General features: G+C 61.1%; 25 protein-coding genes. 11 read left to right on the top strand and 14 right to left on the bottom strand.

The features are described from left to right. Nucleotides 1–75: 75 nt before the first annotated feature. From ASD52_RS33170 to lptF, 3 genes are read right to left on the bottom strand one after another with little or no spacing between them, the layout of a single operon-like run. Nucleotides 76–2,424 (bottom strand): LPS-assembly protein LptD, encoded by a 2,349-nt coding sequence (locus ASD52_RS33170; protein WP_025426461.1) that lies wholly within the window; start codon nt 2,422–2,424, stop codon nt 76–78. Next, nucleotides 2,424–3,506 (bottom strand): LPS export ABC transporter permease LptG, encoded by a 1,083-nt coding sequence (gene lptG / locus ASD52_RS33165; protein WP_025426462.1) that lies wholly within the window; start codon nt 3,504–3,506, stop codon nt 2,424–2,426. Before lptG ends, ASD52_RS33170 begins: the two co-directional genes overlap by 1 nt. Continuing rightward, nucleotides 3,503–4,672, bottom strand: coding sequence for an LPS export ABC transporter permease LptF (gene lptF, locus ASD52_RS33160; protein WP_025426463.1), 1,170 nt, complete (start codon nt 4,670–4,672; stop codon nt 3,503–3,505). Before lptF ends, lptG begins: the two co-directional genes overlap by 4 nt. 325 nt (nt 4,673–4,997) lie before the next feature. Between lptF and ASD52_RS33155 the strand changes: the two genes are divergently transcribed. Then, nucleotides 4,998–6,488 (top strand): leucyl aminopeptidase, encoded by a 1,491-nt coding sequence (locus tag ASD52_RS33155; RefSeq protein WP_025426464.1) that lies wholly within the window; start codon nt 4,998–5,000, stop codon nt 6,486–6,488. 41 nt (nt 6,489–6,529) lie between these two features. Beyond that, entirely contained in the window at nt 6,530–6,979 is a 450-nt protein-coding gene (locus ASD52_RS33150; protein WP_025426465.1) for a DNA polymerase III subunit chi, read from the top strand. 76 nt (nt 6,980–7,055) lie between these two features. Here ASD52_RS33150 and ASD52_RS33145 read toward each other — a convergent pair whose 3' ends face one another. After that, nucleotides 7,056–7,982: a Gfo/Idh/MocA family oxidoreductase gene (locus tag ASD52_RS33145; protein WP_025426466.1), complete on the bottom strand. Its 927-nt coding sequence runs from the start codon at nt 7,980–7,982 to the stop codon at nt 7,056–7,058. A gap of 329 nt (nt 7,983–8,311) precedes the next feature. Here ASD52_RS33145 and ASD52_RS33140 point away from each other — a divergent pair, with 329 nt between their 5' ends. Continuing rightward, complete coding sequence (locus ASD52_RS33140) at nt 8,312–9,154, top strand: GNAT family N-acetyltransferase (RefSeq protein WP_025426467.1); 843 nt, start codon at nt 8,312–8,314, stop codon at nt 9,152–9,154. 39 nt (nt 9,155–9,193) lie between these two features. Here the strand turns inward: ASD52_RS33140 and ASD52_RS33135 are convergent, their stop codons facing one another. Continuing rightward, nucleotides 9,194–11,083 carry an ABC-F family ATP-binding cassette domain-containing protein gene (locus tag ASD52_RS33135; protein ID WP_057211449.1) on the bottom strand — a complete coding sequence of 630 codons (1,890 nt, stop codon included), beginning with the start codon at nt 11,081–11,083 and terminating at the stop codon, nt 9,194–9,196. 324 nt (nt 11,084–11,407) lie between these two features. Between ASD52_RS33135 and ASD52_RS33130 the strand changes: the two genes are divergently transcribed. The 3 genes from ASD52_RS33130 to ASD52_RS33120 all read left to right on the top strand — a co-directional run bounded on the left by ASD52_RS33130 (nt 11,408) and on the right by ASD52_RS33120 (nt 12,602). Further along, the gene (locus ASD52_RS33130; RefSeq protein WP_025426469.1) at nt 11,408–11,695 is read left to right on the top strand and encodes a hypothetical protein; all 288 of its coding nucleotides are present in this window, start codon (nt 11,408–11,410) and stop codon (nt 11,693–11,695) included. Between the two features lie 69 nt (nt 11,696–11,764). After that, the gene (locus ASD52_RS33125) at nt 11,765–12,043 is read left to right on the top strand and encodes a hypothetical protein (protein WP_025426470.1); all 279 of its coding nucleotides are present in this window, start codon (nt 11,765–11,767) and stop codon (nt 12,041–12,043) included. A gap of 88 nt (nt 12,044–12,131) precedes the next feature. Continuing rightward, nucleotides 12,132–12,602 carry a MarR family transcriptional regulator gene (locus ASD52_RS33120; protein ID WP_025426471.1) on the top strand — a complete coding sequence of 157 codons (471 nt, stop codon included), beginning with the start codon at nt 12,132–12,134 and terminating at the stop codon, nt 12,600–12,602. A 22-nt stretch (nt 12,603–12,624) separates the two neighbouring features. Here the strand turns inward: ASD52_RS33120 and ASD52_RS33115 are convergent, their stop codons facing one another. Next, complete coding sequence (locus ASD52_RS33115; RefSeq protein ID WP_025426472.1) at nt 12,625–13,710, bottom strand: GGDEF domain-containing protein; 1,086 nt, start codon at nt 13,708–13,710, stop codon at nt 12,625–12,627. Nucleotides 13,711–13,958: 248 nt separating this feature from the next. Here ASD52_RS33115 and ASD52_RS33110 point away from each other — a divergent pair, with 248 nt between their 5' ends. Continuing rightward, nucleotides 13,959–16,625 carry an AMP-binding protein gene (locus ASD52_RS33110; RefSeq protein ID WP_025426473.1) on the top strand — a complete coding sequence of 889 codons (2,667 nt, stop codon included), beginning with the start codon at nt 13,959–13,961 and terminating at the stop codon, nt 16,623–16,625. On the opposite strand, the gene ASD52_RS33105 is transcribed toward ASD52_RS33110, so the two are convergent. Further along, a complete protein-coding gene (locus ASD52_RS33105) occupies nt 16,566–17,078 on the bottom strand; it encodes a DinB family protein (RefSeq protein WP_025426474.1) in 513 nt (170 codons plus the stop codon). The two genes, ASD52_RS33110 and ASD52_RS33105, sit on opposite strands and share 60 nt — an antisense overlap. A gap of 141 nt (nt 17,079–17,219) precedes the next feature. Here ASD52_RS33105 and ASD52_RS33100 point away from each other — a divergent pair, with 141 nt between their 5' ends. Both ASD52_RS33100 and ndk read left to right on the top strand, forming a co-directional pair. Continuing rightward, on the top strand, nt 17,220–17,909 hold the full coding sequence (locus ASD52_RS33100) for a glutathione S-transferase family protein (RefSeq protein WP_025426475.1): 690 nt from the start codon (nt 17,220–17,222) through the stop codon (nt 17,907–17,909). A gap of 103 nt (nt 17,910–18,012) precedes the next feature. Further along, a complete protein-coding gene (ndk, locus tag ASD52_RS33095; protein ID WP_025426476.1) occupies nt 18,013–18,435 on the top strand; it encodes a nucleoside-diphosphate kinase in 423 nt (140 codons plus the stop codon). Between the two features lie 74 nt (nt 18,436–18,509). On the opposite strand, the gene ASD52_RS33090 is transcribed toward ndk, so the two are convergent. Both ASD52_RS33090 and ASD52_RS33085 read right to left on the bottom strand, forming a co-directional pair. Continuing rightward, nucleotides 18,510–19,022: a hypothetical protein gene (locus ASD52_RS33090; RefSeq protein ID WP_038575989.1), complete on the bottom strand. Its 513-nt coding sequence runs from the start codon at nt 19,020–19,022 to the stop codon at nt 18,510–18,512. After that, nucleotides 19,019–19,576, bottom strand: a complete 558-nt coding sequence (locus ASD52_RS33085; protein WP_025426478.1) for a CGNR zinc finger domain-containing protein — start codon at nt 19,574–19,576, stop codon at nt 19,019–19,021. The genes ASD52_RS33090 and ASD52_RS33085 overlap by 4 nt, the downstream gene beginning before the upstream one ends. A 68-nt stretch (nt 19,577–19,644) precedes the next feature. Between ASD52_RS33085 and ASD52_RS33080 the strand changes: the two genes are divergently transcribed. Beyond that, nucleotides 19,645–20,541 carry a branched-chain amino acid ABC transporter permease gene (locus ASD52_RS33080; RefSeq protein WP_025426479.1) on the top strand — a complete coding sequence of 299 codons (897 nt, stop codon included), beginning with the start codon at nt 19,645–19,647 and terminating at the stop codon, nt 20,539–20,541. A gap of 2 nt (nt 20,542–20,543) precedes the next feature. On the opposite strand, the gene ASD52_RS33075 is transcribed toward ASD52_RS33080, so the two are convergent. From ASD52_RS33075 to ASD52_RS33055, 5 genes are all read right to left on the bottom strand, one after another. Beyond that, complete coding sequence (locus ASD52_RS33075) at nt 20,544–21,008, bottom strand: molybdenum cofactor biosynthesis protein MoaE (RefSeq protein ID WP_025426480.1); 465 nt, start codon at nt 21,006–21,008, stop codon at nt 20,544–20,546. 4 nt (nt 21,009–21,012) lie between these two features. Beyond that, on the bottom strand, nt 21,013–21,273 hold the full coding sequence (gene moaD / locus ASD52_RS33070) for a molybdopterin converting factor subunit 1 (RefSeq protein ID WP_057211447.1): 261 nt from the start codon (nt 21,271–21,273) through the stop codon (nt 21,013–21,015). Beyond that, nucleotides 21,270–21,857 carry a CDP-diacylglycerol--glycerol-3-phosphate 3-phosphatidyltransferase gene (gene pgsA / locus ASD52_RS33065; RefSeq protein WP_025426482.1) on the bottom strand — a complete coding sequence of 196 codons (588 nt, stop codon included), beginning with the start codon at nt 21,855–21,857 and terminating at the stop codon, nt 21,270–21,272. Before pgsA ends, moaD begins: the two co-directional genes overlap by 4 nt. Before the next feature lie 230 nt (nt 21,858–22,087). Next, entirely contained in the window at nt 22,088–24,112 is a 2,025-nt protein-coding gene (gene uvrC, locus ASD52_RS33060) for an excinuclease ABC subunit UvrC (protein WP_025426483.1), read from the bottom strand. Next, nucleotides 24,109–24,873 carry an SDR family oxidoreductase gene (locus ASD52_RS33055; protein ID WP_025426484.1) on the bottom strand — a complete coding sequence of 255 codons (765 nt, stop codon included), beginning with the start codon at nt 24,871–24,873 and terminating at the stop codon, nt 24,109–24,111. The genes uvrC and ASD52_RS33055 overlap by 4 nt, the downstream gene beginning before the upstream one ends. A gap of 363 nt (nt 24,874–25,236) precedes the next feature. Between ASD52_RS33055 and ASD52_RS33050 the strand changes: the two genes are divergently transcribed. Next, on the top strand, nt 25,237–25,875 hold the full coding sequence (locus ASD52_RS33050) for an outer membrane protein (RefSeq protein ID WP_025426485.1): 639 nt from the start codon (nt 25,237–25,239) through the stop codon (nt 25,873–25,875). Nucleotides 25,876–25,899: the final 24 nt, after the last annotated feature.

Raw genomic sequence — 25,899 nt, 5'->3', positions numbered from 1 at the left:
GACAAGACCGTTTGGCCGGCCCGACAGCGGGCAGAGGGGCAAACATGTGGCGAATGCCCCTCGGATCGAAGCGTATCAATAGTAGTCCAGCTCTTCGAACTTCGTGTCGCCGACATTGACGTCGCCAAGCGTACGGAAGCTGATGCGGGCGCCGATCGACCAGTCGTTCGCAATCGTGTTGTCGGTATCGCGTTCCTGCTTGTAGACGAGCGAGAACAGCGTGTCTTGATCGTCATAGGTGATGCCGAAGCCATTGCGCGAGATGACATCGTTGTTGATGTCGTAGGTTATCGCGCCGAAGACGGACCAGTAATCGTGGAACCTGTAGGCCGCCGCGGTCTGGATTTCGTCCTGGTTGTCGAGCGAGCCGTAAAGCGGCTGCGCCTCGATGCGCGTATAGGTCATTGCCGCCTGCCAGGTAAGGCCAAGATACCCCACGGTGGCATCGGCGCGACGCAGCGCCAGGTCCTCTTCATCGAGACGGCCGGAAAGGCTGGCCATAAGGCCAGACGGCGCATCGACACCGAACATGGCGACGTAGTCGGACCGTGTGCTCTCGAGGCCCGAATTCGCTCCCGCCTGGACCAAGTCTTCCGTTGCGAACGAGTTCAAACCGCCAAGCTGGTAGGATTGGCCGACGATGCCGCGCAAGCCGTAGCCGCTGTCGAATGTCCCGGTATAGCGAAGACCGACGTTGGCGCGCGTGCCGCCTTCGATGCGGTCGAAGCCGGAGTACTTGTCGCGATCAAACAGGTTCGTCGCGTCGAAGACAAAGCTCTGCGCATCTTCGTTTGGCAGGCCACCGGGATGCTGCTCGTCGGGACGGGCATAGATCTGGGCGATCGGCTCGAGTACGTGGCTGCTGTTGTCGCCGACGAAGAGGATCGGATAGCGCGCTTCGAGGCCCGCCGTCAGCATCCGCCGCGTCGCGGCGTCGCTGTTGTCATAATCCCCGGCATAACCAGGCCCCGGATCCGTCATGTTCAGGCCGAGCGCATCACCGCGCGCGGCAAGCAACGGCGTCAGCACGAACCCGCCCGGAGCAATGTAGGTACGCTTCCATTCGAGTTCGGCCGTGAGGCGGTGCGACGTGCCCTCGAGACCTAGGTACCTGTTGACGTCTGGAACGGCGTCAAGGTCAAGCCGGTTTCGCTTGATGTTGGTGAGGTTCACCGTCGCCGAAAGTTCGCCTCCCAATACCGGCTCTGGCGCCTTGTAGGAATAATCCAGAACCTGCGCGGTAGGCTGCTGGTTTTCAGCGATGCTGTTCGGATCTGCGTCCTGGATATCGAAATAGAAGGCGCGCAGGTCGAAGAAGTTCCGCTTGCCAAGCCCGGTCAGATACGCCTGGTTGACGTAGGTCGTTCCGTCGAAAGTCGACAGTTCGTAGGTCTTGGCGAAGTTGTTGTCGGATTGGACGAGGACGTTCCAGCCGAAGCTCCAGCGCGGATTGATCTCGAATACGCCCCTGGAAGCGACCATGCCGCGGTTCGTTTCAAGCGCGTCGACCGTACCAGGCGTGAAGCGGCTCTTGTCGAGCTGGCTGATGCCGGCGAAGCGCAAGGTGTGAAGGCCGTTGTGGAAGCTCTGGCGAAACTCGCCTTCGAGCAGGAAGCCTTGGCGGCTCAGGCCCGTCACGGTGGCGGTCGCGTCCATATAGGGCGAGATCGCCCAATAGTAGGGGACGCCCACGCCTGCGCCGAGCTTCTGTGTGTACTGAAACTGCGGGAACAGGAAGCCGCTCTTGCGCTTGACCGTATGATCAGGCAGTTCCATCACCGGAATATAGGCGATGGGCTTGCCAAAAAGCTCGAAACGGGCGTTTTCCAGCCGTATCGTCCGCGTACGTCCATTCTGGACGACGCGCTGGGCCTTGATGTGCCACAGCGAACGGTGATCGGGCTTCGTCGTGCAGGGCGTGCACGCGGTGTAAACGGCCTCGTTGAGGATGAATTCTTCGCCGTTCCGCCGTTCGCCGCTGGTCGCAGCAAGCCGTGTCAGATCGGTCGTCTCTATCCGCAAGGCATCAATGAAGCCGTTGCCGAAGTCATCGGTGACGTCCATCTTTTCGGCATAGACGACATTGCCGCCCGGCTCGATCAACTGGATTTCACCGGTGGCATGAATGCGGCCCGATTTCTGGTCGTATTCGACCTGTCGGGCCACCATCTTGTAGCCGCCGTAATCGATCTGCACGTTGCCGCGCAAGATGACCTTTTCGGCGTCCTTGTTATAGACAAGCTCATTGGCGGACAGAAGCAGCTTGGCATCTTCCGGCATGTTCGGGCGCAGCGAATCAAGGCGCTCCGACGTCTGCTGCGCGAGCGCGGGTGCACTCATTCCCATGGCAAGTGTCTGCAGCGCCACTCCTGCGAGCAGGGCAGCGTTGATCAGCTTTGTACGTTTGCGGTTGCCTACCGCCACTAGCCATCCTCCTGATTTAAAAGAATCGTCGAGCCCAGCGCCATCGCTACAACAACTGGCAACCAGGCTGCAACGAAGGGAGGTACAATACCGCTGCTCCCGAATGCTTTGACAAGCACGGTGACGACATAAAGCACGAAGCCCGACAGGATTCCACCGAGAATCACCGAGCGCGATTGGTTGAACCGGCTAAATTTCAGCGACACGCACGCAGCGATCAGCGTCATGGCGACAAGCAGCAGCGGCAGTGACAACAGGGAGTGGAATTGGGTTTCCATGCCGTTTGTGGAAAAGCCGAAGGAGCGCGCCACCTCGATCTTCCGCGGAAGGTCGAAAAACTGAATGGAATCAGCCTTTGCAAGCCTTTCCTGAACAAACTCTGGCTTCAGATTCGTGCGGAGTTGTGCCGTTTGCAGACGGCGAGGCAGCTGTCCGCTGCTTGTTTCCGTTACGCCATTAAGAAGCCAGTAACCATCTTCGAGTTTAGCGGAGGCGGCATCCTGTCTCAGAATGATCGAACCCTGTGGATCAAAGTGGATGACGGTGACGTTCAGAAGTGTGGTGCCGCCATCCTGAACCGAGCGTGCGCCGATGATCGTATCGGTGCCTTCATAGATCTGTCGCAGCCAGGGAATCGAGCCGGCATCCGAGGTGCGCGATGACCCGAGGGCAGCAAGCAGGGTCTCTTCCTTCTTCGTGCCCCAGGCTGCGAGCGGGTTTAGCGCAAGCACGGCGAGTACGCCGAACAGGAAGGCGCCAAGCACGAACGGGCGCAGGAACTGCCACACCGAAATGCCCGCGGCGCGGGTAACCACGAGCTCGTAGCGGCGGTTGAGCGAGATCAGAGCCGCCATCGCCGAGAAGAGTGCCACGAAGGGCACGGTTTGTTGCAGGATGGTCGGGATCCGGAACGCGCTGATCAGCAACGCGCCGGTGACCGAATAATGCGGAAGGTTGGACAGGCGGCTCGCCTGTTCGCTGAAGTCGATGATGAAGACCAGCGAAAAAATGCCGACCAGAAACCAGAAGGTCGTGACAGCATAACGGGTCAGAAAGTAGCGGCCGAGTGTGGTGAAAATCATGATGCGTTGCTCCCGTCAGATGAGGGGCGCACGAGGCGAAGGCGAACCATCAGCTCGGACAGCTTTTCCTGCCAGGTCATCGGAATGTCGAGACGCCGGTTGCTGGCGAGTTGGTGAATGGCGAGCGCTCCGGTCGCAAGGGGCACGATATACATCAACGGAACGAACCAGACGGAATCCTCGGCGCTGTTGCCCGCATAGAACGTCATCCATCGGATGACGAGGGCAGAGCCGAGTGCGCTGACCATCGGATGGACGCGCGCCTCGCGGTGCGAGCGTGCATCACTGCAGAAGACAAGCGCGATCAGGCCGAACACCAGCGGGAACGTCCATTCCGTCAGGCGGCGGTGCAGTTCGGCGGTGAAGGCAAGCGGGTTGCCCTGGTAGACAGAATCATTGGGATCCGGATTGAAAAGATTGGGAAGGTCGCGATCCTTGGCGCGTATCGTCGCTTCGCGGGTCGCCTTCGTCATGTCGGCCAGATCGAAGGCGTAGGAATCGAATTTGATGATCGACACGCCGCCGTCCGGCAGTTTGCGTTGGACTTCGCCGTCCTTCATGACCAGCGCCGAGCTTTTCTCGTCCACGGCACCTTCGCGCGCATAATAGACGAGCTCGAAAGCCGGGTTGCGCGAATCGGCAACGAAAATCCCCTCAAGCACACCACCGCCGCGCCGGCCGCCAACCTGGACATAGAGGCCGTCAGTAATCTTGCGGAAGGCGTTCTCCTGGACGACCGAGGAAAGCAGGTCGGCGTTGGCCGTTGCTAGCATCTTGCGCACAGCGACGCGCGAATAGGGCTCGACAAAATTGTCGACCACGAACGACAGGACGCTAAGGCCAGCGGCGAGATAGATGATCGGCCGGATGATGGTCATGCGCGAGCTTCCGGCCGCGTTCAGCACCGTCAGCTCCGAATCGGTATTCATCGTCGTGAGCGTCTGGGTTACGCCGATCACCAGGGCGAAAGGCAGAATGATCGGCACGACCGACGGCAGAATGAGCGTTGCCAGCTTCAGGAAGGCGAAGACGGACTGCCCGCTATCGGTAACCAGGTTGACGTTGGTCAGGGCCTGCGTCGTCCACACGATGCCGAGCAACGGCAAAAGCGTAGCGAGGAACATGGTCAGGGCACGCCGGAAAATGTAGCGTTCGATCAGCTTCATGTCCGTTTCCGGTCCAAATCCATGCTCATGTTTCTGTGCCGCACCGCCGCATCGAAACGCCTGTTGCTGCCGCCGCCATCAGCGGGAACCGAGCTTCCGTCTCACGTCCGGCGCTGCTCAAATCGTAAAGCAACTGGGATAATTTAAGACGAAGAACCTCGGTTAACCGCATGTAAACATCTGCGGGCATCTTGCCAAGCCGTTGAAAAGCGAGAAGGGTGCCGACCACAGCTTTGACGGTGGTAGACGCAGCGAATGTTTGTCACTGTCACCCCCCGGTAACAGGGCGGGTCGTGTAAGACCGAAAAATGCCCGGAGTTTTGTAATGTCTATGAAATTTGAGTTCACCTTCGCCAAGTCCCATCGCCCGGCGGGTGGTGTTGCGGTCCTCCTGAAAGCCGCCGCAGGACAGGCGGCGGGCGCCGATGTCGCCGATCCGGAAGGCGTGCTGGCCAAGGCGGCGAAGGTCAAGAAGTTCAGCGGCAAGGCATTCTCCACCCTCGATATCATTGCCCCGCATGGCTCGCCCGCGGACCGGATCGTGGTTCTTGGTCTTGGTGACACCGATGCATTGACCGATCACGATTGGCTGAAGGCAGGCGGCGCGGCAGCCGCAAAATTGCGTGGAGCCGACAAGGCCACGATCTTCATCGACGTCCCCGACCTCGATGTCACCGGCAAGGCGGCGGCCGACTTTGCGCTCGGCATGGAAATGAACGCCTACAGCTTCGACGGTTACAAGACGAAGAAAGCGGACGACGATGCCAAGCCGGCAGGCAAGCCGGTCAAGGTGACGATCGTTACCGGCGCGGTGATTGCAGCGAAGAAGGCTTTTGCGACGGCGCAGGCGGTCGGCGAGGGCGTATTTCTCGCCCGCGACCTGGTCAACGAGCCGGCAAACGTCCTCGGTCCGCTGGAGTTCGCCGCCAAGGCGAAGGAGCTGGAAAAGCTCGGCGTCGAGGTGGAAATCCTCACCGAAAAGGAAATGAAGAAGCTTGGAATGGGTGCGTTGCTCGGCGTTGCCCAGGGCTCGACGCGTCCGCCGCGGCTGGTCGTGATGCAGTGGAAGGGCGGCAAGTCCAAGGATCGCCCGGTCGCCTTCGTCGGCAAGGGCGTCGTGTTCGACAGCGGCGGCATTTCGATCAAGCCCGCGGCCGGCATGGAAGAGATGAAGGGCGACATGGGTGGTGCTGCCGCCGTCACCGGCTTGATGCACGTGCTCGCTGCCCGTCACGCCAAGGTCAACGTCGTCGGCATCATCGGGCTTGTGGAAAACATGCCGGATGGCAGCGCACAACGCCCAGGCGACATCGTCACCTCGATGTCAGGGCAGACGATCGAGGTCATCAACACCGATGCCGAGGGACGTCTCGTTCTGTGCGATGCACTTTGGTATTGCAACGACCGCTTCAAGCCGCAGGCCATGATCGACCTTGCGACGCTGACAGGCGCCATCATGGTTGCGCTCGCGACCCATCACGCCGGCCTGTTTTCGAATGATGACCGCCTGGCCGGCCAGCTGTTGGCCGCCGGCATTGCCACGCAGGAGCGCCTCTGGCGCATGCCGCTCGGCAAGGAATACGACAAGATGATCGACAGCAAGTTTGCCGACATGAAAAACACCGGCGGACGTCATGGCGGCGCGATTACGGCGGCGCAGTTTCTGCAGCGTTTCGTCAAGGATACGCCCTGGGCGCATCTCGATGTCGCCGGAACCGCCATGGGCTCGCCGACCGACGAAGTCAATCAATCCTGGGGCTCCGGCTTCGGCGTTCGCCTGCTCGATGAGCTGGTCCGCGCGAGCTATGAGTCCTGAGCGGCATCGTGAGCCGCGGTGAAGGTCGTGGAGAGATCGGTGTGATCGAGGTCCTTTTCTATCACCTGACGGAATCGAAGCTCGAGGACGCACTTCCACCGCTGCTCGATAAAAGCGTCGAGCGCGGCTGGAGGGTGGTGGTGCAGACGGTCGATGCCGAGAGGCGCGATGCGCTCGATACGCATCTCTGGGTTTACAGGGACGAAAGTTTCCTGCCGCACGGGACAGATGCCGGGGAACTCGCTGCCGAGCAGCCGGTTCTCCTGGTGGCGGACGATGGCAATCACAATGCCGCAACCGTTCGCTTCGTCGTCGACGGTGCCAACCCGCCACCGGTCGATACTTACGAGCGGATCGTCTTCATGTTCGACGGCTACGACCAGGAACAGCTCGAAGCCGCTCGCGGTCACTGGAAGCGGCTGAAGGGTGAGGGCCACAACCTCACCTATTGGCAACAGAACCGTGACGGACGCTGGGAAAAGAAGGCCTGAGCGACGCAAGAACGGCTTCAAGAAGACAAAGCCCGCGGCAAACCGCGGGTTTTGTTTTTCGATCCTGTCCGGACGCCTAGTCGTGGAAGGCTTCGACGAATTTGCGTCGGCCGAGCATGAAGGCATCGGCGACATGGCGCAGCGGCGCCAGATCGACGTCCGACGTCTTGGCCCTGATGATTTCGGCGAAGCGCTTGTAGAGCATCGGATATTCCTGCTCCGGCTCCTCATGCACAATCTTGCCGTCGACCGAGAGCTTTGCGCCACCTTCCGAAAGCACCATTTCGCCTGATGCGGTCTGCGCGACGATGTCCCAACTCTGTTTACCGGTCTGGCGCCAGTCGAACTCTGCCGAAACCGCCAGCTTGTTCGCGTCGGTGAAGGCGATCGTGGCGGCGATCGGGGCGTCGCGGTTCTCCGGGAATTCCAGCGTGGCTGCGGTTATGAACAGCGGCCGTGGCAGGATATGCGTTACGATCGACAGCGCATTGATACCCGGATCGAAGATACCGAGGCCACCGGCCGCCCAGATCCATTCCTGATTCGGATGCCAGTGCCGCACGTCCTCCTTCCAGATGATCTTCACATCGTGGATTGCGGTCGCGGTGAGAAACGACTTCGCTGCCTCTACTGCCGGTGCATAGCGCGAATGCCAGCTTGCAAACAGTGACAGCCCCTTAGATGCAGCCAGAGCCTCCAGATCCGCGACTTCGCTCAATGTGGCGCCTGGCGGTTTTTCGAGGAAGACATGTTTGCCGGCCTCAAGGGCCGTGCGCGCGGCCTCATACCGGTATTGCGGTGGCATGCAGAGCGATACCGCGTCGATTGCGGGAACGGCCTCCAGCATCGCTTCGATCGACTTGAAATTATCGATGCCATCGACGGTGCCGTGGCGGCTCGCCGCAGCAATCAGGTGGTAGTCGTCGTTCTTGGCAATGGCCGGCAGGTGCTGGTCACGAACGATCTTGCCGACGCCGACAAGCGCGATTTGAATTGGAGGCATGGTGTTTCGCTCATATTAGTATGATTTATTGTCGGTTCTTGTAGCAGATTGCGCGGCGCGGGCAAGCACTGCCGAAGAGACGCGAGCCCGGTTTGCTGAACGCCAAACAAACGGCAACGGACCCATTCTTTCTGGCCTCCTGTGCCCTACAGCGCCGCGCGTCTTATCAGACGCGCAAAGGTCGCTGTAGCACTTTGAATTGCTGCATGTTTTTATCCTTAAATCGAATAGGATTTAAGGAGCATGCAGTAGCTTCTACAATCCATGATGCCAATCCACATGTGCAGCAAACGCGACACGCGCGGTGACCGGCAGAACGAGGAGAGATTATGCACCACGAAATCCGCCATGCCAGCCGCCACGAACTCGATGCCATCATCGATTGGGCGGCCCGCGAAGGCTGGAACCCGGGGCTCGACGATGCGGCGGCATTCTGGGCGGCGGATCCGGAAGGATACTGGGTGACGGAGCGCGAGGACAAGCTCGCAGCCGCCATATCGCTGGTGCGCTACGACGAGAACTATGCCTTCCTTGGCTTCTACATAACGGCACCGGATTTCCGCCGGCAGGGTATCGGCGGCCAGATGTGGCAGCACGCCTTGGCGGCGGCGGGACAACGCATTGTCGGTCTCGACGGTGTCGTTGCCGAGCAGGAGAACTACCGGCGGTCTGGCTTCGTTCTCGCCCACGCCAATATCCGCTATGGCGGCATCGTCGACGCGGTCGAGCCTCCGGGTACGGACCTGGTGGAGGTTGCGCCGATCCACATGCCGATGCTGATCGACTACGACCGTCGCTTCATGCCAGCCCGGCGCGACACTTTTCTCACCGAATGGCTGAGACCGGGCCGTACGCGACGAAGCGTCGTGCTGCTCCGGGACGGTGCGATTGCCGGCTACGGCACCTTGCGCGCCTGCCGGCAGGGCTACAGGATCGGTCCGCTCTTTTCCGAAAGCGAGACGGCAGCCGACCTGGTGTTTCGAAAGCTGGCTGCGACGGTGAAGGGCGAGGAGATCCACCTGGACATTCCCGAGCCGAATGCCTCGGCGCGTGCGCTCTGCGAGCGCTACAACATGAAACCGGTTTTCGAAACGGCGCGGATGTATCGAGGCGTCGTGCCCGATCTGCCGCTCGCCCGCATCTACGGCATCACCACCTTCGAACTCGGCTGACCGGCGACGTGCCGGGACAGCCATTTCGAAAGTGTCGGATCAGATGGCCATCGCCTCTTCGTACTCGGACGAGAGCTCGAGCCATTGTTCCTCGGCATGCGCAAGTTTGTCGACTGCGTCGGAGCGTTCCTTGGCCTTCTGCGCGGCCTTCGCCGGCGACTTTTCGTAAAGCGTTGGGTCGGCGAGTTCAGCGTCGAGCGCTTGAATCACTTTCTCCAGCTTTCCCGTCAGCGATTCGATTTCGTTGATCTTTTTTCTGAGAGGTGCCAGCGATGCGCGCTTGTCCGCGTTGGCCTTGCGCTGGTCCGCCTTTGACAGGGAATCGTCCGCTCCGGCTGCCTTGGGTTTGTCCTCCTTGGCCTTAGGGCCGCCGACGATCAGGCTCCGATAGTCTTCCAGGTCGCCGTCGTAGCTCGTCACCGTTCCGTCCCGCACGAGCCACAGCCGGTCGGCGGTCGCCTCGATCAGGTGGCGGTCGTGCGAGATCAGGATCACGGCGCCGGAATAGTCGTTGAGCGCGGTGATCAACGCATTGCGGCTGTCGATATCCAGATGGTTGGTCGGCTCGTCGAGGATCAGCAGGTTGGGCGCGTCGAAGGCAGCCAGCCCCATCAGCAGGCGTGCTTTCTCGCCGCCCGAGAGGTCCTTGGCAGGCGTTTCCATCTTCTCGGTCGCCAGGCCCATCTGCGCCACGCGGGCGCGCACCTTGGCTTCCGGTGTTTCCGGCATGCGACGACGCACATGTTCGACGGCGCTTTGGGTCGGGATCAGATCATCCAGCTGGTGCTGCGCGAAGAAGCCGACCTTGAGGTTCGGCGCGATCTTCAACTCGCCGGATTCTGGCGCCAGCCGCCCGGAGATGAACTTGGCGAAGGTCGACTTGCCGTTGCCGTTCGAGCCGAGCAGCGCGATGCGATCATCGGTGTCAATCCGCAGGTTGAGGCGCTTGAGGATCGGGTTGCCGGGCTCGTATCCGACGGTTCCGCCGGTGACGGCGATAATCGGCGATGCGGCCTCTTTCTCCGGCTCTGGGAAGGAGAAGCCCTGAACGTGATCCTCGATCACGGCCGCAATCGTACCCATGCGCTCCAGTGCCTTGACGCGGCTCTGCGCCTGGCGGGCCTTGGTGGCCTTGGCCTTGAAGCGGTCGATGAAGCTCTGGAGGTGCTTTCGCGCCGCGTCGTTCTTGGCCTTCGCCTTCATCTGCAACTCGTCGGCTTCCGCCTTCTGTCGCTCGAACTGGTCGTAAGGCCCGCGATAGTAGGCGAGCTTCTTCTGGTCGAGATGCACGATGGCGTTGACCGCCGTGTTCAACAGATCGCGGTCGTGGCTGATGATGATGACGGTGTGCGGATAGCGGCGAATGTAATCTTCGAGCCAGAGCGTACCTTCGAGGTCGAGATAGTTGGTCGGCTCGTCGAGCAGCAGCAGGTCCGGCTCGGAGAAGAGAACGCCTGCGAGCGCCACGCGCATCCGCCAACCGCCGGAGAAGGAGGAGGCAGGGCGCAGCTGCGCTTCGTGATCGAAGCCGAGGCCGGCGAGAATGCTCGCCGCACGCGCCTCCGCCGAGTGGGCGCCGATATCGGCGAGCCGGGTCTGGATTTCTGCAATACGGTGCGGGTCGGTCGCGGTCTCCGCCTCGGCGACCAGCGCCGTGCGTTCCTTGTCCGCCTTGAGCACGATCTCGATCAGCGGTTCCTCGGTGCCGGGCGCTTCCTGTGCGACCTGGCCGATCCGCGCATTCTTGGGCAGCGAAATTGTGCCGGCTTCCGAAGCGAACTCACCGGTAATGATACGGAACAGCGTCGACTTGCCGGCACCGTTTCGTCCGACTAGCCCGGCCTTCGTGCCCGCCGGAAGCGTCACGGATGCGTTTTCGATGAGGAGACGGCCCGCGATGCGGGCGGAAAGGCCGGAAATCTGGATCATTGCGGCCTTTTGCCCGGACTTGAGCCGGAAGGCAAGAGGTGCGTCGCGACTGCAGTTTCGGCCCGGCGCGTGGATGTCTGGTTCGCGGATTTCAAGGGGCCATTGTTATCAATTCATGAACAACGCGTTCCGACAATCGATACTACACATCCTCATCGTGAGGGACCATCTGTTTAAGCGAAGGGCAGCGAAAGCTCTTCCGACCGCCTCGATCGACTGAACGCCATCGGCAAGGCCACCGCGTTCCAGGAAAGACCGATCCGGCCAAACGTAGTTTTGATGAAACCCTCGTTCAAGCGAACGAGCCTCCCAGGAGCAAAGACGATGAAAACCACGATCCACACCGCACTCGCCGCAGCTCTCGTTGCAACAGCCGTTCTCGGCGGCGCCTCCGCCGCCTTTGCCGGCGGCAGCTATTACGAAGGCATCAGCCCGACCCCGCTGTTTACCGAACGCGCTCCCAAGGCCGCCGGTAGCTCCGCCTTGAACATCCGCGGTTCGGAAGCCGGATATGTCGACCGTACGTCCACCGGCTCGGTCCACAATTACGATGCCAGGCCGCAGGTTGTTCAGGGCGGCGAAGGCGAATACTACCAGGGCATCTCCCGCTAAGGCGCATTCCGTCTCCGGTCATGGGGCTTCCAGCCCCATGACGCTCCATCCCCATCAAGGAAAACTCCCATGAAAAAGTCCATCGCAACGCTTCTCGTTGCAGCGGCAACGTTGGCCGGCGCATCCACCGCCTTTGCCGGCGGCAGCTACTATGAAGGCGTCAGCCCGAAGCCGCTCTTTACCGGTCGTGCAGACGCTTCGGCAGGTGCCGGCGTGTCCGCAAACACCGTCGACGGTGGTGATTACTATGCCGGTATCGAGAACAAGGCGGTTGACGCCGCGGCGACAGGCGCGATTGCCAACGGCAATGCGAAGGCCTTCGGCAAGACCGGTCAGGACAGTCAATAACCCACGCCAAACGGACGACCAGATAACCCGGTCCCGCCAAGCGGGGCCGGGTTATCTCGTTTTGGCGTTGCCAATGAGGTGATTTGCCATGACAGAAAAAATTCACGTCGCTGAGCGGCTCTTCGAACTCTACCACTGCGTCCACCGCCTGGTGAACGCGTCCATGAGTGAAGAAGGCGTCTCGCTCGCGCGCAGCAAGTTCCTGTTCTATCTCAGCGAACTCGGGCCATGTCGCTGCGCCGACATCGCTTCGGCACTCAGCTTTGCCCCGCGAACTGTCACTGAGGCGATCGACGGACTTGAGCGCGACGGGATGGTCGTCCGCGAGCCGGATCCCGAGGACCGGCGAGCAAAGATCATCTCGATTACCGACCTCGGCCGGGCCGGCCTCGAAGCGGCGCTCCGGCCACGTCGTCAGATGATCGAAGAGCTTTTCTCGGCGCTCGATGACAATGAGCGCACGGATCTTCATCGCCTGCTCGGTCGGCTGGGTGACAAGGCTTGCGAAATCGGCACGAGCCGGATGGCCGTGCATGAGCGGCAGTCAGAAGCGGCATGAACCCTGGAGATCGCGACGCGCTTTAGGCAGCGTGCGGCGAATAGATCTTCGCCCGTTTGCCGCCAAGCTCCGGCGTATAGGCAAGAATTCCCGAGCGCGATCCCGTTCGGGCGGCCGCAAGCGCCAGTTCGGCCTGCTGCATGACGTCGGCTGGCGTCGCCATCGGCTGGGCCGTCGCGATGCCGGCCGAGAGCGAAAGGGTTTCGGTCGTGAAAGCACGGCCGGGCAGGGCGACGCGCAGCGCCTCCACCGATTGCTGGATGCGCTGCGCAATTGCTTCGGCGTTCTCCTCTGTGACGTCGCTGCAGAGGAACGCAAATTCCTGGCCGCCGACGCGTGCGACGAAGTCACTCTTCTTGATCGACTTGCGAAACAGCGTCGAAAGTTTGCCGAGCGCCTTTTCTGCCGCGCTGCCGCCGTGCTGCTCGGCGATACCGCGCAACCCCTCGACTGACACGACAAGCAGGGCAACCGGCTCGGTTATGCCTTCGGCTTCCAGCATTGTTCTCAAACGCGCCGCCAGGGCCAGGCGATTGGGCAGGCCGGTGGCGGGGTCGCGGGTCAACGGTTTGCGGCTTTCGGCGAACTCGCCTTCCAGCGCTGCAAAGCGCTCGGCGCTTACCTGCAAGGCTGTTTGAAAAGCCTGTTCTTCATTCATCAGCAGGCCGGCCGCATCCCGCAACCTCGCTGCGTCGTCGGCAAACTCCGACAGGCCGGCAACCGGGTCGGCGACCAGGCGGTCTTTGAAGCGGTCGAGCTGGCTTCTGAAGGCGTGTTTCTGCGCCAGGCTGTGCCTCAGCTGCAGAGCAAGTTCGCTCAGGGCCTCCTGTGCTGCTGCCCTTGCCCTGTCGGCGGCAAGTGCCCCGTGAGCCACCAGATGATGCTTGAGGCCGAGTTCGTCGAGGGCGTCCTGCTGCGGCGTGGCGCCGAGCGCCGCCAGATCGCGCGAAAGCTGCGGTAGCCGGCCGGACAAGGCTTCATAGACAAGTTCATAGTTGCGTGGCAGTGCCGCGATGCCAAGCTGAGACATGGATTGCGCCACCTTCAAAATGATGGTGGTGCTTTTCGTCTGCGATCGGCCGGTGTTCGCGGCAACTTGCCTGGTCATTCCGTGGTCGTCCTCGATGCCTGTATGGGATCCGAAAACACTATGGCGGCGCTGCGTTTAAGGGAGTCTGAAGATACCAGGCGCGATACCAGATCTGCCCGGTATGGTTGTCGAAATCCCACCGCAGGAGGGACTGGCGCAACCGATTGGAGCGGAAAGTCGAAAGTTGCTGTTTTAGTTCATGTTTATAGTTGACGGAGCTTGTCAACAATTATATCCCGCCTTGCTAAATCGGGCGGGAGGCTCGAATGCAGAGTGATGGTTTGACAATGCCCCCTTCATTCATCGCGGATCTTGCGGCGTGGGGCGAGCGTCCCGCTCTGGTTCTTCCCGGTCGGCGTTTCGTCAGCTACCGCGACCTGCACGAAAGGGTCGACCGTCAGGTCGCACTTTTTCCGCGCACCCGCGCGCTGATAAAGCTTGAGCCCGAACTCTCCGAACATGCCATCATTGCCTATCTCGCAGCGCTTAAGGCCGGACATGTGGTTGCCATGCAGGCGCCGCGCGCCGCCGGCACTGCGGCCTGGACGGACATGTTCGAACCGGACTGTGCCTATTGCCGGATCGACGGCCGTTGGCGAACCGAACATCTGGGGGGCAGTGACAAGCCGTTGCATCCGGACCTCGGCCTCCTGCTGTCGACCTCTGGCAGTACCGGGTGCGGCAAGGCGGTGCGGCTTTCGGCTGGCAATGTTTCGGTCAATGCCCGCTCGATTGCCGAATATCTGGAGCTTGGCGCCGACGATCGCAGCTGCTTGATCCTGCCGCTGCATTACTCCTATGGCCTTTCGGTGCTGAACGCCCATCTGACTGTCGGCGCCAGCCTTTACGTTCCCAGCGGCTCGATCCTTGATCCAGGATTCCTTGACGGTCTTGCGGCCAGCGGCTGCACCAATCTTTCCGGCGTGCCCTATTCCTATGAACTCCTGGAAAAGGTCGGCTTTCGCGACCGTGCGTTCCCGCAACTGCGTTTCATGACGGTTGCCGGCGGACGTATGGCGCCGGAGCGCGTTCGTGCCTATGACGAGCATCTTCGCGCCCAAGGCGCCGCTTTATTCGTCATGTACGGTCAGACCGAAGCGACGGCCCGCATCGCCTATGTTCCCCCCGCGCGGCTCAAGGGCAATGAAGACCGGATCGGCGTCGCCATTCCCGGTGGCATGCTATCGATCGCGGATGATGAGGGGCGAGCGATTGCCGGTGCCGGTGTCGCCGGCGAACTTGTCTATCGCGGCCCCAATGTGATGATGGGCTACGCCTCGTCGCGGCAGGACCTGGCCCGCGGCGCAGACCTTGACGAACTGCATACGGGCGACCTGGCGGTCCGCGAAACCGATGGCCTTTTCCGCATCGTTGGACGCATGAAACGCATGTCCAAGATCGCTGGCCTGCGCATCGGCCACGATACCCTCGAGCACGCGCTCGAGCGGCGCGGTGTTGTGGCGGCAATCGTCGGCGATGACGAAGGGCTGCATGCCTTCTTTCAGGGCGAAGGCCGACTCGAGGACGTGCGCCGCCTGCTCGTTGCCGCGAGCGGCCTGACACTTGCCCACATCATGGCCACGCACGTGCCGGAAATCCCGAGGTTGCCATCGGGCAAAGTCGACTATGGTGCCCTGAGCCTTGCAGCAAAGCAGGCGATCGCCGCCGGCCACGGCGATCGCGAAGGTATCGAAAGCCTCTTCCAGCAAGTGTTCTATCCTGCACGGGTGAAGCCGGAGGATAGCTTCCTCTCGCTCGGCGGAGATTCGCTGCGTTTCGTGCAGCTCTCGATTGGTCTCGAAAAGGCGCTTGGACAGGCTCCGGAGATGTGGGAGGCCATGCCGATCGCAACACTTGCGGCGCTGGAAAAGCGAGAAACGGCGACGGCAAGGATCGGAATGGATCTGATCATCCGTGCCTTGGCTATATTGCTCGTCGTTCTTCACCACGAAACCCTGTGGCCGCTGCCGGGCGGATCGGCTGCCATGGTTATCCTTGCCGGTTTCAGCCTCGCCCGATTCCAGATGGGGCCGCTTCTGGCCGGTGGTGGCTTGGCTATTCTGCGACCACTCACGCAGATCCTCGTGCCCTATTATCTCATTGTCGGCGCCTATGCCGCCGTTTGGGGCGAAGTCCCCTGGGCATCGATCTTCCTTGTCGGCAATTTCGGTTTCGCCGATCCGGAGACCCGTGGCATGGTGCCCTACCTCTATTGGTTCATCGAAGCCTATTGCCAGATGATGCTGGTCTTCGTGGCGCTGTTCGCGATCCAGCGCTTCCGGCGGCTTGCTGCTCGGCAGCCCTTTGCGATGGGCATGCTGTTGCTCGGCGTGGCGCTGATCGCCAGGCTGGCCTTGCCGATACTCTGGCCGATCGGCAACCGGCAGATCTTCACCTTGCCATGGATCTTCTATCTCGCTGTGATCGGCTGGTGCGCCGCGATCGCCGAAACGCATCTGCAGCGACTGCTTCTGGTGGTCGCGGGAGCTGGCGCCTTCCTGTTTTTCGGCCTTTACGAGGGCGTCTGGATCGGCACGAAGATCAAGTATCTGCTGTTGATCGCCGTGCTCGTTGCTCTGGTCTATGCGCCGCGCGTCAGCGTTCCGCGCTGGGCAGCGCAGCTGGTGCTGCCGCTATCGGCTGCCGGCTTCCATATCTACATCCTGCACCGTTTCGTGCCGGAGCTGTTGATGACGCCGCTGCAGCCGCATCTCCCAACGGTGCTCTTTTCCACAGTCTCGATCGCAGGCGGCATCGCGCTTGGCCTCGCCGCCTGGCTCTTGCAACGCCAATTGCTCAAGGCGGCTGTGAACGGAAGGCCCAAGCCCGGACTGTCGCTTAATCATCTGCGGCCGAGTGCCAGATGGGCTGTTTTAGTTCGCCCACTTTTCGCCTTCGGTCCACAAAAAGAACGCGAGATCCAGCACAATTGATGGACGCCCAAGCGCTGTCAGCGTCGCGTGCACCTGGCCGCGGTGATGGGTCTGGTGATTGAAGACGTGGGCGAGCGTTGGCCCGAGCTTCTGCGTGACGATCACTGGTGAGCTCAGCGTCGTGTAATTGAAGGTGGCGGCAAACCGCGCCTCATCGAGCCCGTAGATCCAGGCAATCATTCGCGCATCTTCCCGTTCGCGTGCGCTGGTAAGGCTGGCGAGATCTTCATGGAGCATCGTATCCAGCGCTGTCGGCGCGTCGCCTTCGCCGGTGAAACGTTTCATCCAGATCCGATCCGCGGCAAGGATATGATTGAGCGTCGCAAGCGCTGACCCGAAGAATGCACCCTTGCTCTGCCTCAGTTCGCTGTCCGGAAGTTCTGCGGCCGCTGCGTAGAGCCGGCGGTTGGCCCAGATGTTGTAGTCGGCGAACATGCGAAAATGATCGAGCATCTGTTTCTCCTTCGTGGTCGCGAAGTTAGCGCAGATCCGCATTCCTGTGGCGAATGCCACCCATGAAATTTAATCATTTGATCGTTCGATCCGTCTGGCGTCGAATGAGGTGAGACGATCCAATTTTCGCCGGGAGATCACGTGAGCAGGAAACTCTATTCGCTTTGCGGTGCCGACAGGGCCCGACCTTTTTCACCGCATGTCTGGAAGACCAAGCTGTCGCTTGCGCATAAGGGGCTCGACTTCGACGTCGTTCCGATCGGCTTTACCGAGATCCCCAAGGTAGAGGAAGGCGCCACCAAGCTCGTGCCGCTTCTGCGCGACGGCGACCGGCTGGTACAGGACAGTTTTGAGATTGCCGTCTATCTCGACGAGAACTACCCGGATCGGCCGTCGCTGTTTGGCGGACCGGGCGGCATGGCCATGGCCCGCTTCATCGAGGGCTGGTCGCAGACGACGCTGCATCCGGCAATCGCTCGCATCATCATCAAGGATATTCACGACAGGCTCGATCCGGTCGATCGGGTCTATTTCCGCGAAAGTCGCGAGGCGCGCTTCGGCACTTCGCTCGAAGCGGTGGCTGAAACCGGAGGCGCGGCCCTTGCGACCTTCTCCGACAAGCTTGAGCCGCTGCGCCATATGCTGAAGTTTCAGCCCTATCTCGGCGGCGAGCGGCCACTCTTTGCCGACTACATCGTCTTCGGTGCGCTGCAATGGGCGCGTATCGTTTCGCCGCAACGCCTGCTTTCCCAAGGCGATCCGGTCACAGACTGGTTCGAGCGTTGCCTCGACCTGCACGATGGCATCGGCCGCTCTGTGACAGCGGCGTGAAACCCGCAAGGCTCGCGGCGAATCGTGAGTGAACCCCCTTGTTTTGCGCGGAATTGGCGGCTAATGAACCGCCACTTCTCAAGAAAACAAGGGAATTGAGCCAATGGCGATTGAACGTACCTTTTCGATGATCAAGCCGGACGCAACGAAGCGTAACCTGACCGGCGCCATCACCAAGATGCTCGAAGACGCCGGCCTGCGCGTCGTTGCTTCCAAGCGCGTCTGGATGAGCCGCCGCGAAGCTGAAGGCTTCTACGCCGTTCACAAGGAACGTCCGTTCTTCGGCGAACTCGTCGAGTCCATGTCTTCGGGCCCGACCATCGTTCAGGTTCTCGAAGGCGAAAACGCCATCGCCAAGAACCGCGAAATCATGGGCGCCACCAACCCGGCAAACGCTGATGAAGGCACGATCCGCAAGGTTCACGCCCTTTCGATCGGCGAAAACTCGGTTCACGGTTCGGACGCTCCGGCAACGGCTGCTGAAGAAATCGCATACTGGTTCTCCGGCACCGAAATCGTCGGCTGAATTCAATATCTGCATTTCCGGCCATAACGGCTTGAAATCACTCGATTGACCGGAGCGGAAACGCTCCGGTTTTTTCATATCGGGCACTTTGCCGTTTCAAAATGCTCCGGCGCCTTGCCGTCCCGGAAGACCGCCGGATTCTTGTCGTATGCCGGACCCTCGACCAGTGGCTTCGCCGGCAAGATATCTTGGTCGACATCGGAGGTGACGGTGGTCTCCAGTTTCTGCAGCGTTTCGCCCGCAGGTCCTTTCACCTCGATCGTCACCGCATAGGGCCTTTCCTTTTTCACACAAGTCAGATCGGGACTTTCCAGCACCACTCTGTCGAGCTTTGGAAAGAGCTTGCGCGTCACCTTGAGCGACTCGCCGCCCACCGGGTTCTCGAATGTCGCGATGACAATGCTACCCTCGGGCACGGGCTCCGTCTTCTGGAGCGTGATCGTGTAGACGGCATAGGCGAGGCGGTAGTTGAAGATGAACATCTTGCCAGTCAGCTTTAGCGGATCGGGGCCGGTCTCCCGTTGGCAGCCGGCGATCAGCATCACCGTCATCATGGCCGCAAGCGTTGCAATCGTCCGTATTATCATTGTGCCTCCTCCTTGCTGCGGCGATAGTGACGCTTGGCCTTGCTGCGGTTGCCGCAGACGGCCATGTCGCACCAGGTCCGGCTGCGGTTGCGGCTCCTGTCCAGAAATAGCCAGCCGCAATTGGGGCAGATCTTCAGCCGATCGGGTTCGGGATTGGCGACGAGGCTGAGTGCGGAATGGGCCGTAGCGGTGTCGAGCGCGACGGCGTCTCCACCGTTGCCGGCACCACGCAACACCGCGGCGATCGCCTCGAGCAGGTCGGCCATCAAGTCTACCCGCTGCTCGGCCTCCGCCTGCGCCCGAAAATGCCGATCCGTTGCCTCGCGCAACGTCAAGAGCCTGGTGCGGTTCGGCTCGGCAACGGGCAACAGCGTGCCAAAGCGTTGGCTCTCGGCGCAGAACCGGTTGGCGGCTCCGGCGAAGCCGTCGAGCGCCGGGACGTCGGCAAAGCGATCGATCCGCCTCGCGGGATCAAAGCGCAGGATGACGGAGTTGGCGACATCCAGCGCCAGCGCGCCGCCGGCAAATCGGTGTGCGGTCCAGGTGAAGGTCATGAACAAATCCTAACTGGTAAATGTGATTTTACCAGTTATATTGATGTTGTCACGCTCCCGGATGCGCCATGCTCTATTTCCTGCAGCAGATCGCCAATGCCGTCCCTATCGCCGCGCTCTATGCTGCGCTGGCATTCGGCTATGCCATCGCCTTTGCCGTGACCCGCCGGGCCGATCTCACCTACGGTGCTCTCTTTGCCTTCGCCGGCCAGATGTTCGTGCTGTTTGCCAATTTCGGCTGGAACCAACTGTGGCTGGTGCTGCCGGTAGCGCTCGGCCTCGGCGCCGCAGCGGGCCTCACACTCGGCGTCGGGGCAGGGCTTGTCGCCGGGCGCTATGTGATGCGCCCGCTTGCATTCTCGTCGGCCAACACTGTCGTCGTCGCGTCGCTTGGCTGTCTTCTGGTGCTGATGGAGACCGCGCGGCTGGCGTCGGAAACGAAGAGCCTGTGGCTGCCACCGTTTCTGAACGGCAACATCGTCTTCTGGTCCGATGCCAAGTTCCCGGTGACGCTGACGGTGATCCAGTTGCTCAACACGCTGTTGATGGTGGCGCTGGTCGCGAGCGGTCACTGGTTTCTGGCGCATAGTCGCGCCGGGCGGTCGTGGCGAGCGGTGTCAGAGGATCGTGGCGCTGCTGCCCTGTGCGGCATCGATGCGGCGCGTGTCTATATCGCCGCCTATGGCGCCGCGTCGCTGATCGCCGCCTGCTGTGGCATCCTGGCCGCGTCCTACTATGGCAACATGGATTTCGGCACCGGGCTAACCTTCGGGGTCAAGGTGCTGTTCATCGCGGCGATCGGCGGCCAGACCTCGCCGCTTTGTGCCGCGCTCGGTGCAGCAGCGATCGGCCTGCTCGAAACGCTCTGGGGCGCGTATGGCCCGATCCTCTGGCGGGATTTCGCGATCTTCGGCTTCCTCGTCATCGTGCTCGCGGTGACGCGGCAGGAGAAAATCATCCCCTGATGTCAGCGTTTCCAGCGATCACGCGCCGTGTCGTCGGCATCCTTGGCGCTGACCCAACCGCCGGCCGTTCCGTCGCTCGAGTGCTCCTTCTTCCAGAAGGGAGCGGAGGTCTTGAGGAAATCCATGATGAAGTTGGCGCCATCGAAAGCCGCCTGCCGGTGCGGCGAGGCGGTGATCACCAGCACGATGTTTTCGCCGGGATTGATCTTGCCGTAGCGATGGATCGCCGTTGCCGCTTGCAGCCCGAAGCGTTCGACCGCCAGCCTGCAGATGCGTTCGATTTCGGCTTCGGCCATTCCAGGATAATGCTCTAACTCGAGAGCGGTCAGCGTGCCCGCTTCGTCGCGGCAGAGGCCCGAAAACGTCACAACCGCCCCGATGTCAGGGCGGCCGGAAGAGAGCTTGGAAACCTCGGCCGAAAGATCGAAGTCCTCGCGCTGCACGCGCACGGTGACGGCCGCGCCCATGGCGTCAGCCACCGGTCATCGGCGGGAAGAGAGCGATCTCGCGCGCGCCGGCGATCGGTTCGCCATGCTCGACATGCTCCTGGTTGATCGCTGCGCGGATGACGTTCTGGTGCTCGAGCGCCGTCTCGTATTCTTCCCCAAGGGTTTTCAGATGCGCAAGCAAATCGGCAATGGTGACGACGTCGGCCGGGACTTCCAGCGTTTCCTCACCCTTGCCAATGCGTTCGCGCACCCAAGAGAAGTAGACGAGATTGACGGTGCTCATTCGTTGACCACATGTTTCAGGCCGGCGCGGAAATAGTCGTAACCGCTGTAGAGCGTGATCGCCGCGGCAATCCACAGCAGAACGATACCGGCCTCGGTCGTATAGGGCAGGATCTTGTCGCCAGCGGGGCCGGCCAGCAGGAAGACGATCGCCACCATCTGGATCGTCGTCTTCCACTTGGCGATGCGGGTAACCGGGACGCTGACCTTCAGCGCTGCCAGATACTCGCGCAGACCCGAAACGAGGATCTCGCGGCACAGAATGATGATGGCGGCCCAGATCGACCAGCCGGCAATCGTGCCGTCGGCGGCAACGAGCAGCAGGATCGAGGCGACCAGCAGCTTGTCGGCGATCGGATCGAGCATCTTGCCGATGTTCGAGGTCTGCTTCCAGATGCGGGCGAGATAACCGTCGAAGAAGTCGGTGATCGAGGCGATGGCAAAGAGAGTGACCGCCGTCCAGCGCGCAAAATCCGAACTGTGCAGCCGGCCTTCGACGAAGAAGCAGAGCACGATCAGCGGCACGATCAGGATTCGGAAATAGGTGAGCAGGTTGGGGATGCTGTAGGCGACGGGCGTGGGCATGGATTCGGGTTCTCTGTCTTCCTCGGAGGTACAGAATGACTTTGCGACCCTCAGGTCAACAAATCATTGTGCGAAGGTTGTCATAATTGGCGCATCTCACCTGAACGCCCGGTGAATTGCCACTGCATAATTCCTTAAATCGGTATCGATCGGGGGGCGAAACGATGCGGCAAGGTTGAACCATTACAGCGTCTTCCGCGTGTCCTCTTCGACATGCTGCGCTGCAACGGTCATTTTGCCGCGTCCTCATGGAAATGCTCGTAGACCAGCCGGGCGACCGCTTCGGAAATGCCGTTGACCGCCATCAGGTCGTTCATGCCGGCGCGGGAAACGGCCTTGGCGGTACCGAAATGGGTGAGCAATGCTCGCTTGCGCGTCGGCCCGATACCGGCAATCTCGTCGAGCGGGTTCTTGACCATCTCCTTCTTGCGCCGCGCGCGGTGGGAGCCGATGGCAAAACGGTGCGCCTCGTCCCGTAGGCGCTGGATGAAATAGAGCACCGGATCTCGCGGCGGCAGGGTGAAGCTGTCGCGCCCGAGCGCGAAGAAACGCTCGCGCCCGGCGTCGCGGTCGACACCCTTGGCGACGCCGATCGCCGTCACGCAGTCTTCGACATCCAATTCCCTCAGGATCGTGCGGACAGCCGTCATCTGTCCCTGGCCGCCGTCGATCAGGATGACGTCCGGCCAGGCCGGGAAGGCTGCATCTTCGGCGACCTCGGCAGTCCGGTCCGGTTTGCCTTCTTCCTTGAGCAGGCGCGAGAAGCGGCGGGTCATCACCTCGCGCATCATGCCGAAGTCGTCGCCGGGCGTGATGTCGGTCGATTTGATGTTGAACTTGCGATACTGGCCTTTGACGAAACCTTCAGGGCCGGCGACCACCATGCCGCCGACGGCATTGGTGCCCATGATGTGGGAGTTGTCGTAGATCTCGATCCGCCGTGGGGCGCGTTCGAGCTTGAACGTTTCGGCAAAACCTTCGAGCAGTCGCGACTGCGACGCGGTTTCAGCCAACTTGCGGCCATGCGCCTCGCGGGCGTTGGCAAGCGCGTGATCAACAAGATCCTTCTTTTCGCCGCGTTGAGGCACCTGGATCGACACCTTGTAGCCCGACTTTTCGCTGAGCGCCTGGCCGAGCAGTTCCTGCTCCTCGACTGCCTCGCACAGCAGGATCTGCCGCGGACAGGGCTTGTCGTCGTAGAACTGCGCGAGGAAGGCCGAAAGCACCTCTGCCGTCGGCAGCGATGGGTCCGCCTTCGGGAAATAGGCGCGGTTGCCCCAGTTCTGCCCGGTGCGGAAGAAGAACACCTGGATGCAGGAGGTTCCGCCCTCGTGGTGGATCGCAAAGACGTCCGCCTCTTCGACGCCGGCCGGGTTGATGCCCTGGTGGCTTTGAACGTGGCTGAGTGCTGCGAGCCGGTCGCGATAAAGTGCGGCACGTTCGAAGTCGAGGTTTTCCGCAGCCTCGCCCATCGCCGCCGCAATCGTCGCTTTCACCGCCTGGCTCTTGCCGGAGAGGAAGTCCTTGGCCTCGCGCACAAGTTCGGCATAACCCTCATTGCTGATTTCGCCCGTGCAGGGCGCCGAACAGCGCTTGATCTGGTGCAGAAGACAAGGACGCGTGCGTGTCTCGAACACACTGTCGGTGCAAGTTCTCAACAGAAAGGCGCGCTGCAGCGAGTTGATCGTGCGTCCGACGGCGCCCGCCGATGCGAAGGGGCCGAAATAATCGCCCTTTCGGCTGCGTGCGCCGCGATGTTTGTAAAGGGCGGGCGCACGGCTGTCGCCGGTGACCAGAATATAGGGAAAGGACTTGTCGTCGCGCAGAAGCACGTTGAAACGCGGCCGGAGCCGCTTGATCAGGTTGGCTTCAAGCAGAAGCGCCTCGATCTCCGTGCGGGTGGTGACGAACTCCATGTTCGCCGTTTCGCGAATCATCCGCGAAATACGGTTGGAGTGGCCGCGCCCCTGGGCGTAGTTGCCGACGCGCTTCTTCAGGCTGCGTGCCTTGCCGACATAAAGGACGTCGCCGGCCTCATTGAACATGCGATAGACGCCAGGGCCGTTCGGCAGCCGCTTGACGAAGGCCTGGATCAGTTCGGCGCCCTTGAGGCCCACGACCTCGTTGCGATTCTCCGCCCACTCGATCGCCGGGCCTGCGGGCACGCCTTCAGGCGCCTCGATCAGGTCGTCGTCGTCTTCGATGTCATTGCCGTCATAAAGGATGCCGCCGTCAGTCGGCACGCGTCCGTTCATTCCACTATCTCCCTGATATCAGGCGTTTCCCAGGCGAGGTGCTGGCCGCCATCCAGCGCGATCATCTGTCCGGTAATCGACGGCGTGTCGAAAAGGAATCGGATCGTCCGCCCGAATTCGCCGAGCGCCGGACCGCGCTTGAGGATCACCGCATCGACCTGAGCCTGGAAATCGCGAGGATCCTGCCGCTCGTTCGGCAGTGTCGGCCCGGGGCCGATGCCGTTGACGCGAATATCCGGCGCAAGTGCCTGAGCCATCGTTTGTGTTGCCGTCCACAGTGCGGACTTGGACAACATATAGGAATAAAAACGCGGGTTTGGAGACCAGACGCGCTGGTCGATCACATTGACGACGAGGCCGGAGACGCCGCGTGGCAGCTGGCGGGCAAAATCGCGGGCGAGCAGGGAGGGTGCTTTTACATGCAGGGCGAAATGCCGGTCCCAGACGGCTTCGTCGAAAGCGTCGAGGCTATCCTTCTTGAACAGCGAGGCATTGTTGACGATCAGGTCGATCGGTCCGAGCGCTTCGTTGGCTTGCGCCATCAGCGCCAAGGTTTCCTGTGTGTCGGTAAGGTCCGCCTTCACGGCAACGGCTGCGACCCCGGTTTTGACAAGCGAAGCCGCAAGCGCCTCCGCCTCATCGAGCGAGCCATTGGCGTGGATTGCGACCGCGAAGCCGTGCGCCGCGAGGTCTTCAACTATAGCCTTGCCGATCCGTTTGGCGCCACCGGTTACGAGTGCCGCCTTCAGTGATTTCTTCACGTTTCATCCCGCTTTTCGAATCTTCGCGCCAGCGGACGAAGATATAGGCAAGAAACGCCGCCCTGAAACTCTCCCTGACGATTCATTTCGCAAAAATTAATGGAATTCGCGTAAATTGTATTATTTTGAAGCCATATAGTATATCTTTCGTTAATCTTGAAAGATGGTTAATAAAACTCCTGTGGCGTGAAAGCAACATCAAACTTTGGGCGTGATTGTGCCACCAAAATTTCACATTTTGGCTCTTGTGAATCCTCATTTGCTGGCCAATTTCAGCTCAACCGGGCGGGTTAATTGAAGTTGTCCGATGTTTCATTGCGGGATCCCAACCCTCGAGGCATCGGTTCGTAAAGGAGAATATTTATGCGTACGTTCACCACCACCCTCATGGCTTCGGCCGTATCCCTCATCGCCTTCCAGGCCGCCCACGCTGCAGACGCGATCGACGAAGTTCCGGCGGCTCCGGCGGCTGAATACACCGAGCCGGCTGCGAAGAACTGGTCGGGCGCTTATGTCGGTGGTACCGTTGATTGGCGCCATGGCGAAGCCGACGCGACCGGCAACAACCCCGCGGTTGGATTTGGCGGCGGCCTCTATGGCGGCTACAACGTTCAGAGCGGCCAAATGGTTTACGGTGGTGAAGCCGATATCGGCTACGCCGGCAACGATTCTCATTCCAGCAACCGCAGCGTTACGCAAGGTGTGAACGGCTCGATCCGCGGCCGCGTCGGTGTCGATCTGAACCCGGTCCTGGTTTACGGCACGGCCGGTCTCGCCGTCGGTAACGCCAAAGTTAGAACTCAGGCTGGCGCCGACGACAAGACCATGGTCGGATGGACGGCTGGTGCTGGTGCCGAAACCTTCGTGACGGACAACATCACCGCCCGCGTTGAGTATCGCTACACGGACTACGGCTCGAAGGACTTCCATATGGGCGGTACGAGCGTCTCGACCGGTTACGATGAGCAGAGCGTTCGCGTCGGTATGGGTGTGAAGTTCTGATCGGCTTCTGCCGGATCAAAGAAA

The sequence above is a fragment of the Ensifer sp. Root142 genome (assembly GCF_001426785.1).
Taxonomy (GTDB): Bacteria; Pseudomonadota; Alphaproteobacteria; order Rhizobiales; family Rhizobiaceae; genus Ensifer; species Ensifer canadensis.
The sequence above is the reverse complement of the archived record's forward strand: the minus strand, read 5'-3'. Positions and strand labels throughout refer to the sequence as shown.

What these genes read in the sequence shown, in the direction of transcription:
- lptG (WP_025426462.1), bottom strand. Translation starts at nt 3,506, where the DNA reads ATGATTTTCACCACACTCGGCCGCTACTTTCTGACCCGTTATGCTGTC.
- lptF (WP_025426463.1), bottom strand. Translation starts at nt 4,672, where the DNA reads ATGAAGCTGATCGAACGCTACATTTTCCGGCGTGCCCTGACCATGTTC.
- ASD52_RS33155 (WP_025426464.1), top strand. Translation starts at nt 4,998, where the DNA reads ATGTCTATGAAATTTGAGTTCACCTTCGCCAAGTCCCATCGCCCGGCG.
- ASD52_RS33145 (WP_025426466.1), bottom strand. Translation starts at nt 7,982, where the DNA reads ATGCCTCCAATTCAAATCGCGCTTGTCGGCGTCGGCAAGATCGTTCGT.
- ASD52_RS33140 (WP_025426467.1), top strand. Translation starts at nt 8,312, where the DNA reads ATGCACCACGAAATCCGCCATGCCAGCCGCCACGAACTCGATGCCATC.
- ASD52_RS33135 (WP_057211449.1), bottom strand. Translation starts at nt 11,083, where the DNA reads ATGATCCAGATTTCCGGCCTTTCCGCCCGCATCGCGGGCCGTCTCCTC.
- ASD52_RS33130 (WP_025426469.1), top strand. Translation starts at nt 11,408, where the DNA reads ATGAAAACCACGATCCACACCGCACTCGCCGCAGCTCTCGTTGCAACA.
- ASD52_RS33125 (WP_025426470.1), top strand. Translation starts at nt 11,765, where the DNA reads ATGAAAAAGTCCATCGCAACGCTTCTCGTTGCAGCGGCAACGTTGGCC.
- ASD52_RS33120 (WP_025426471.1), top strand. Translation starts at nt 12,132, where the DNA reads ATGACAGAAAAAATTCACGTCGCTGAGCGGCTCTTCGAACTCTACCAC.
- ASD52_RS33115 (WP_025426472.1), bottom strand. Translation starts at nt 13,710, where the DNA reads ATGACCAGGCAAGTTGCCGCGAACACCGGCCGATCGCAGACGAAAAGC.
- ASD52_RS33110 (WP_025426473.1), top strand. Translation starts at nt 13,959, where the DNA reads ATGCAGAGTGATGGTTTGACAATGCCCCCTTCATTCATCGCGGATCTT.
- ASD52_RS33105 (WP_025426474.1), bottom strand. Translation starts at nt 17,078, where the DNA reads ATGCTCGATCATTTTCGCATGTTCGCCGACTACAACATCTGGGCCAAC.
- ndk (WP_025426476.1), top strand. Translation starts at nt 18,013, where the DNA reads ATGGCGATTGAACGTACCTTTTCGATGATCAAGCCGGACGCAACGAAG.
- ASD52_RS33090 (WP_038575989.1), bottom strand. Translation starts at nt 19,022, where the DNA reads ATGATAATACGGACGATTGCAACGCTTGCGGCCATGATGACGGTGATG.
- ASD52_RS33085 (WP_025426478.1), bottom strand. Translation starts at nt 19,576, where the DNA reads ATGACCTTCACCTGGACCGCACACCGATTTGCCGGCGGCGCGCTGGCG.
- ASD52_RS33080 (WP_025426479.1), top strand. Translation starts at nt 19,645, where the DNA reads ATGCTCTATTTCCTGCAGCAGATCGCCAATGCCGTCCCTATCGCCGCG.
- ASD52_RS33075 (WP_025426480.1), bottom strand. Translation starts at nt 21,008, where the DNA reads ATGGGCGCGGCCGTCACCGTGCGCGTGCAGCGCGAGGACTTCGATCTT.
- moaD (WP_057211447.1), bottom strand. Translation starts at nt 21,273, where the DNA reads ATGAGCACCGTCAATCTCGTCTACTTCTCTTGGGTGCGCGAACGCATT.
- pgsA (WP_025426482.1), bottom strand. Translation starts at nt 21,857, where the DNA reads ATGCCCACGCCCGTCGCCTACAGCATCCCCAACCTGCTCACCTATTTC.
- uvrC (WP_025426483.1), bottom strand. Translation starts at nt 24,112, where the DNA reads ATGAACGGACGCGTGCCGACTGACGGCGGCATCCTTTATGACGGCAAT.
- ASD52_RS33050 (WP_025426485.1), top strand. Translation starts at nt 25,237, where the DNA reads ATGCGTACGTTCACCACCACCCTCATGGCTTCGGCCGTATCCCTCATC.